The following is a 6880-nucleotide window of genomic DNA, read 5'->3' on the forward strand; positions in this document are numbered from 1 at the left end:
GATCCGCCCCCTCAGGAGAACCCCGCATGCCCAAGAACCAGCTGCGACTCGCCCTCGCCACGGCCACCGCCGCCGCGCTGACGGGCGGTCTGCTCACCTGCGCGACCGCACCGGCGACGGCTGCGAGCGCTGCCCGCGCCTACAAGGCGGACTTCAACGGCGACGGCTACGGTGACGTGGCCTTCGCCGCCCCGTACGCGACGGTCGGCGGCAAGGGCCTGGCCGGTTACGTGGCCGTGGTCTACGGCAGTTCCACCGGCCTCAACCCCGCCAAGCGCACGGTCGTCAGCCAGAACACCGCGGGCGTGCCCGGCACCGCCGAGGAGGAGGACTTCTTCGGCCGGGCGCTCACCGTGGGCGACCTGAACGGCGACGGCTACACCGACCTCGCGGTCGGCGCCCCCGGCGAGGACGTCGGTTCGGACACCGACGGCGGCTCCGTCACCGTGCTGTGGGGCTCGTCGAGCGGCATCAAGAACGGCACCACGGTCAAGGACCCGGCCGCCGCCTCGCACGACGAGTGGGGCCGCGGGCTGACCGCGGGCGACTTCAACGGCGACGGCAGGCCCGATCTGGCCGTCGGCACCAGCGCCTCGCACGCGTACGTCGTCAAGGGCCGCTTCACCACCACCGGCACGACCGGCTCCGCGCAGAAGACAGGCCTGCCCGACAAGGCGAAGTACGGCATCGACGCCATGGCGGCGGGCGACACCAACGGCGACAAGAAGGCCGACCTCGTCCTCACCTACCGCACCGCCCTCAACTCCGACGGCTCGGGCGACTGGACCAAGGGCGTCGCCTACCTCGGCACCACCTCCGGCCCGGAGACCTCCGTGCCGCGCCCGCTGAACGGCGGCACCTCCATCGCGCTCGGCGACATCGACGGCGACGGCTACGACGAGATCGCCCTCGGCAACGTCTTCACGAAGGAGGAAGGCCACGAAGGCAGTCCCGGCGGCAAGGTCGTCGTCATCCGCGGCTCCGAAGGCGGCCCGGTCAACGGCGACGTCCCGATGGCCGAACTCACCCAGGACTCCACGGGCGTTCCCGGCACCGACGAGGCGGGCGACGGCTTCGGCGCCTCGGTCTCCATCGCCGACGTCAACGGCGACGGCTACGGCGAGCTCGCCATCGGCGTCCCCTTCGAGGACATCGGCTCGAACAAGGACACCGGCAGCACCGTGGTGATCGCAGGGGGCACGGTCATCACCGGCGGCCGCGGAATCTCGCAGGACACCTACAACGTCCCGGGCTCCCCCGAGTCCATGGACTACTTCGGCTCCGACGTCCTCCTGTCGGACGTCGACAAGGACGGCCACGCCGACTTCACCGTGGCCGCCGCCTTCGAGGACGAGGGCGTCGGCGCGGTCACCGCACTGCACGGCTCCTCGGGCGGCGTGACCACCGCCGGCGCCCGCTCGTTCGGCCCCGGCACCTTGGGCCTGTCGCGCACCTACGGCGGGTTCGGCACCGGCCTGATCGGCTGACCGGGCCGGGCCTCCGTGCGGGGAGCCGAGGAAGCTCGGACTCCCCGCACGGGACACACGTACGAATCTCAAAGATTTACCGAACTCACGTACAACCCTTGCGCCTCACTAAAGGTCTCCTGTTCGCCGACCGGCCCGCGAACCCTCGGACAACTCCAGGCAAACGCAGGCGGTCCGCCCCCCTATCGACTGTGGATGTCCGCCAGGCATCCCCCGCATGCCGCAGGAGAACCCCGCATGCACAAGCAGTACCCGCACCACCGGTCCCACCTGCGACTCGCCCTCGCGACGGCCACCGCGGCCGCGCTGACGGGCGGTCTGCTCACCTTCTCGGCCGCGACGGCCACCGCCGCGGACTCGTTCAAGACGGCGAAGGCCGACTTCAACGGCGACGGCATCGGCGATGTCGCCGCCTCGGCGCCCGGTGCCTACGTCAGCGGCCACGCCGACGCGGGCCAGGTCGTCGTGCTCTACGGCACCTCCACCGGCGTATCGTCCGCCCAGCGCTCGACGATCAGCCAGAACACCACCGGCGTTCCGGGCACCGCCGAGGTCGGCGACGGCTTCAGCGCGGAGACGGCGTACGCGGACTTCAACGGCGACGGGTACGACGACCTCGCCGTGGCCTCCCCGTACGAGAAGGTCGGCACCGACACCAACGGTGGCACCCTCGCCGTCCTGTGGGGCTCGGCGTCCGGCCTGACCGGCAAGGGCGTGACCATTGCCGACCCGGCCGCCTCCTCCCACGACTACTGGGGCAAGGACCTGGCCGCCGGTGACTTCGACGGCGACGGCAAGGCCGACCTGGCCGTGGGCAACTCGTCCAGCACGATCTACATCTTCCGGGGCGGCATCAGCGCCTACGGCGAGGCGATCGAGGGCCGTACCGCGCTCAAGCCGCCGATCCACTCGGGCACCAACGACTACCCCTTCGGCCCGATGAGCCTCACCGCCGGTGACGTGAACGGCGACGGCTGCACCGACCTGATCGTCGACGGCTACGAGACCCAGACCGCCTACGGCTGGAACACCAACTACTACCTGCCCGGCTCGGCGAACGGTCTGAGCGCCTCGTCCGCCAAGGCCCTCAAGCCCGGCATCATCACGGCCATCGGCGACATCAACGGCGACGGCTACGGCGACATCGTCAGCGGCGCGGGCTGGGACGGCAAGACGGACGACGGCATCCCCGTCCCGGACGCCGCCGACGGCGGCAAGGTGAACATCACCTACGGCTCCGCCTCCGGCCCGGCCTCGACGTCCGGCATCACCCAGAACACCGGCAACGTGCCCGGCACCTCGGAGAAGGGCGACGCCTTCGGCTGGGACCTCGACATGGGCGACATCAACGGCGACGGCTACCAGGACCTCGTCGTCAGCGCCCCGGACGAGGACATCGACGGCGTCAGCAACACCGGCATGGTCACCGTGCTGTACGGCTCCGCGAGCGGCGTCAAGGTCTCCTCCGGTGTGCAGTCCTTCGCCCAGAGCACGGCGGGCGTCCCCGGCAACGACGAGAAGAGCGACCTCTTCGGCGCGGACGTCAAGCTCGACGACGTCACCGGCGACGGCAAGGCCGACCTGCTCGTCGGCTCCTACGAGAACAGCGCCAACGGCGCGGTGACCTACCTGCCCTCCAACGGCACGACGATCACCACGAGCGGCAGCCGCACCATCTCGCCGAGCACCTCGGGCGTCTCGACGTCGGGCACCCCGGAGTTCGGCGCCCTCTTCGCCGACTGAGCCGTCCCCTTTCTGTTCCACCGGGCCCGTGGACGTCACGGGCCCGGCTTCTCCCTGGAGCCCGCCTTGCGCAAGCGCACTCTTCTGCTGGCCACGACCCTGACGACCGGCCTCCTCACCGCCCTCCCCGCCACCACGGCCGCCGCCGCGCCCTCCCACCTCGTCGGCGATTTCAACGGCGACGGATACCAGGACGCCGCCGCCGGTACGCCCCAGGCCTCGCCCGGCAACACGTCATGGGCCGGGGCAGTAGGCATCGCGTACGGCTCGTCCACCGGCATCGGCCGCACGACGTCGATCACCCAGAACACCTCGGGTATCCCCGGCACCGCCGAGGACAACGACTTCTTCGGCGACGCGCTGGCCGTGGGGGACCTCAACAACGACGGCTACAGCGACCTCGCGATCGGCACGCCGTACGAGCAGGTCGGCGACGACGTGGACGGCGGAACCGTCGTCATCGTCTGGGGTTCGTCGAGTGGCCTGAGCGGCGCCACGACGCTCAAGGACCCCGCCGCCACCGGGCACGACCGTTGGGGCCAGTCCCTCGCCATCGGCGACTTCACCGGCGATGGCAAGGCCGACCTCGCCGTCGGTGCGACCGGCACTACCCAGTGGATCGTCAAGGGCGGCTTCACCAAGGCGGGAGCCACCGGCTCGAAGGTCTCCTTCACCACGTCGTTCACGGCCACGGGCGGCGCACTGCGCCTGACCGCAGGGAAGATCAACGGCGACGGCAAGACGGACCTGATCGTCGGCGGCCACAAGAAGTTGAGCTCCGAGAAGTACCTGGACCGCAACTTCCTCTACTACGGCACCAGTTCGGCCCCCACACAGAAGCTGGAGCTCCCGTACGGGTGGCAGACCGCCACCGGCGACCTGAACAAGGACGGCTTCGGCGACATCGTCGTGGGCCAGACCGAGAACACGACCGACGGCGACTGGTCCTTCGGCACGGGCGTCATCTCGTACGGCAGCGCGACGGGCATCGCGAGCAAGGCCGACATCCCCGACTTCGGGACCGGCCGCCCCTCCATCGGCGACATCAACGGCGACGGCTACCCGGACCTGGCCGTCGGCAACCCGGAGGACTCCAGCGTCACCACGGTCAACGGCGCGGTCCTCGTCCACTACGGCAGCGCCACCGGCCTCGGCTCCCCGGTCACGTACACCCAGGACACCCCGGGCGTCCCCGGCTCCGCCGAGCGCAACGACTTCTTCGGGACGGCCGTGCTCCTCACCGACGTCACGGGCGACGGCAAGGCGGACCTCCTGGCCGGAGCCGACGGCGAGAACGACGGCGACGGCCTCATCACCTTCCTGAAGGGCTCCGCCTCCGGCATCACCACGTCCGGTGCCGCGAACTACGGCCCCAGCGCCTTCGGCATCTCCACGGCGGGGGATCCCACCCTGGGCGGCACCTTGACCGGTTGATCCCCACCTCTTGGATCCCACGGAGAACTCCCCTATGCGCACACGCACTTCAGTGACCCTCGCCGCCCTGCTGACCGCCGGCCTCACCCCTCTCACCCTGAGCACTCCGGCGTCCGCCGCGCCCGCCAAGTACGCCGACGACTTCAACGGCGACGGGTACGGCGACCTCGTCGTCGGTGCTCCCGACGCCACGGTCTCCGGCAAGACGGGAGCGGGTGCCGTCGTCGTGCTCTACGGTTCGGCGTCCGGCCCCGGCACGGCCCTGAACGCCGACGGCAAGGCGGAGCTGGGCGTCGGTGCGGCGGGCGTCGCGCTGGTGCTGCGCGGCACCTCCACCACCCCGACGGCGTCCGGCGCCGTCACACTGCCCGACTTCGGCGGCAGCTTCCTCGACTGACTCCGGGAGGGGCGCGCCAGGCGGAAAGTCCCGGCGCTGCCTTCGGCCGACTCAAAGTCCCGGCCCTCCCATCGGCCGACCGGAAGTCCCGGCCCGCCCCTCCGCCGTCCGGAAGTCCCGGCTCTCCCCTCGCTCCCTCTCTCCCTTCGTGAACCTTCCGACTCTCCCTTCGTGAACCTTCCGATTCCTGCCTCTGAACGGGGAACCCCCATGCGCAAGCGCACCCTCCTGCTGGCCGCGACCCTCACGACCGGCCTGCTCACCGCCCTGCCCGCGGCCACCGCCTCCGCCGCGCCCTCCGGCCTGTCCGGCGACTTCAACGGCGACGGCTACCGCGACCTCGCGATCGCCGCGCCCATCGCCAAGGTCTCCACCAAGTCCGGCGCCGGTTACGTGGCGATCGTCTACGGCACCGCGAGCGGCCTCGACACCTCCAAGCGGCAGATCATCAGCCAGGCCACGGACGGCATTCCGGGCACCCCGGAGTCGTCCGACTACTTCGGCGACCGTCTGACCACGGGCGACATGGACGGCGACGGCTACACGGACATCGTCGTCGGCGTGCACAGCGAGAAGATCGGCTCGACCGACTCGTACGGCACCCTGACGGTGCTGTGGGGCGGCGCGGACGGCGTGAAGTCCGGCACCGACATCTCCTCGCCGCTGCCGCAGTACCGCAACGAGCTCGGCTGGCAGATCGCGGCCGGCGACTTCGACGGAGACGGTCACACCGACCTGGCCGCCGCCAACAACTCCACGCCCGCCCTGAACATCTTCCGCGGCCCCATCTCGCGTACGGGCACGGCGGCTTCACTCGTCGGCGTCGACACGGTCGACCAGACCACGATCTACCCGGACCAGCTGGTCGCGGGCGATGTCAACGCCGACGGCAAGCAGGACCTCCTGGTCATGGGCCAGGAGGAGACCAGCACCGGCGACAACCGCACCCGCAGCGCCCTCTACCTCGGCTCGGCCACCGGCCCGAAGTACAGCAAGAAGCTCGCGGGCGGCTACGCGGGCACCATCGCCGACGTCGACAAGGACGGCTACGGCGACATCGTGACCGGCAACTTCATGGAGAAGTCGACGACCGAGCCGAACGGCGGCCTGGGCGGCGCGATCACGGTGACGTATGGCGCGTCGGGCGGGCTGAGCACCCGTACGCCGGTCCGTATCACCCAGGACACCACCGGCGTCCCCGGCACCGGCGAGAAGAACGACCACTTCGGCTGGAGCCTCTCCTCAGGTGACACCAACGGCGACGGCTATGCCGACGTCGTGATCGGCTCCGACAGCGAGAGCCTCGGCTCGGTGAACGACGCCGGCCAGGTCACGGTCCTGCGCGGCTCCGCCTCCGGGCTGACCGGCACCGGCTCCAAGTCCTACTCGCAGGACACCACGAACGTCCCCGGCACCGCCGAGGCCTACGACTACTTCGGCGACGCGGTCTTCCTCACGGACGCGAACGGCGACGGCCGCGCGGAACTGGCAGTCGGCGCCCGCGGCGAGAACGACGGCGCCGGCGCGGTCTGGCTCTTCAAGTCCACCAGCTCCGGCACCACCGCCACCGGCTCCAAGTCCTTCGGCAGCACCACGCTGGGCGGCCCGTCGGGACTCGCGTACTTCGGCAACGTATTCGCAGGCTGACACCGGTCCGGCCGCCCGAGGCCCGGATTCGGGATGGTGGGTCGGCCCTCGTCCTGCTCTCCCGCCCCGTCATGCGCGGGTCCCCGTAGGGGCGGCCCGAGCATCCCCCTAGACGAGTCATTCCGAATGCTGACGGTGTGTCCGGCAACGCAGACAGGGCGTCCAAGATCGT

At 70.7% G+C, this 6880-nt stretch carries 5 protein-coding genes; all 5 read left to right on the plus strand.

Going from position 1 to position 6880, the window contains the following annotated elements; translation table 11 throughout:
- The first annotated feature begins 26 nt into the window (after positions 1–26).
- The gene (locus tag IEY95_RS27325; RefSeq protein WP_189188769.1) at positions 27–1487 is read left to right on the plus strand and encodes an FG-GAP-like repeat-containing protein; all 1461 of its coding nucleotides are present in this window, start codon (positions 27–29) and stop codon (positions 1485–1487) included.
- A 237-nt stretch (positions 1488–1724) separates the two neighbouring features.
- Entirely contained in the window at positions 1725–3230 is a 1506-nt protein-coding gene (locus IEY95_RS27330; protein WP_189188770.1) for an FG-GAP-like repeat-containing protein, read from the plus strand.
- Between the two features lie 66 nt (positions 3231–3296).
- Positions 3297–4664: an FG-GAP-like repeat-containing protein gene (locus IEY95_RS27335; RefSeq protein WP_189188771.1), complete on the plus strand. Its 1368-nt coding sequence runs from the start codon at positions 3297–3299 to the stop codon at positions 4662–4664.
- Positions 4665–4698: 34 nt separating this feature from the next.
- Positions 4699–5061 carry an integrin alpha gene (locus tag IEY95_RS50415; RefSeq protein WP_189188772.1) on the plus strand — a complete coding sequence of 121 codons (363 nt, stop codon included), beginning with the start codon at positions 4699–4701 and terminating at the stop codon, positions 5059–5061.
- Positions 5062–5271: 210 nt separating this feature from the next.
- Positions 5272–6708, plus strand: a complete 1437-nt coding sequence (locus IEY95_RS27345) for an FG-GAP-like repeat-containing protein (RefSeq protein ID WP_189188773.1) — start codon at positions 5272–5274, stop codon at positions 6706–6708.
- Positions 6709–6880 lie beyond the last annotated feature (172 nt).

This window comes from Streptomyces albiflavescens, assembly GCF_014645835.1.
GTDB lineage: Bacteria > Actinomycetota > Actinomycetes > Streptomycetales > Streptomycetaceae > Streptomyces > Streptomyces albiflavescens.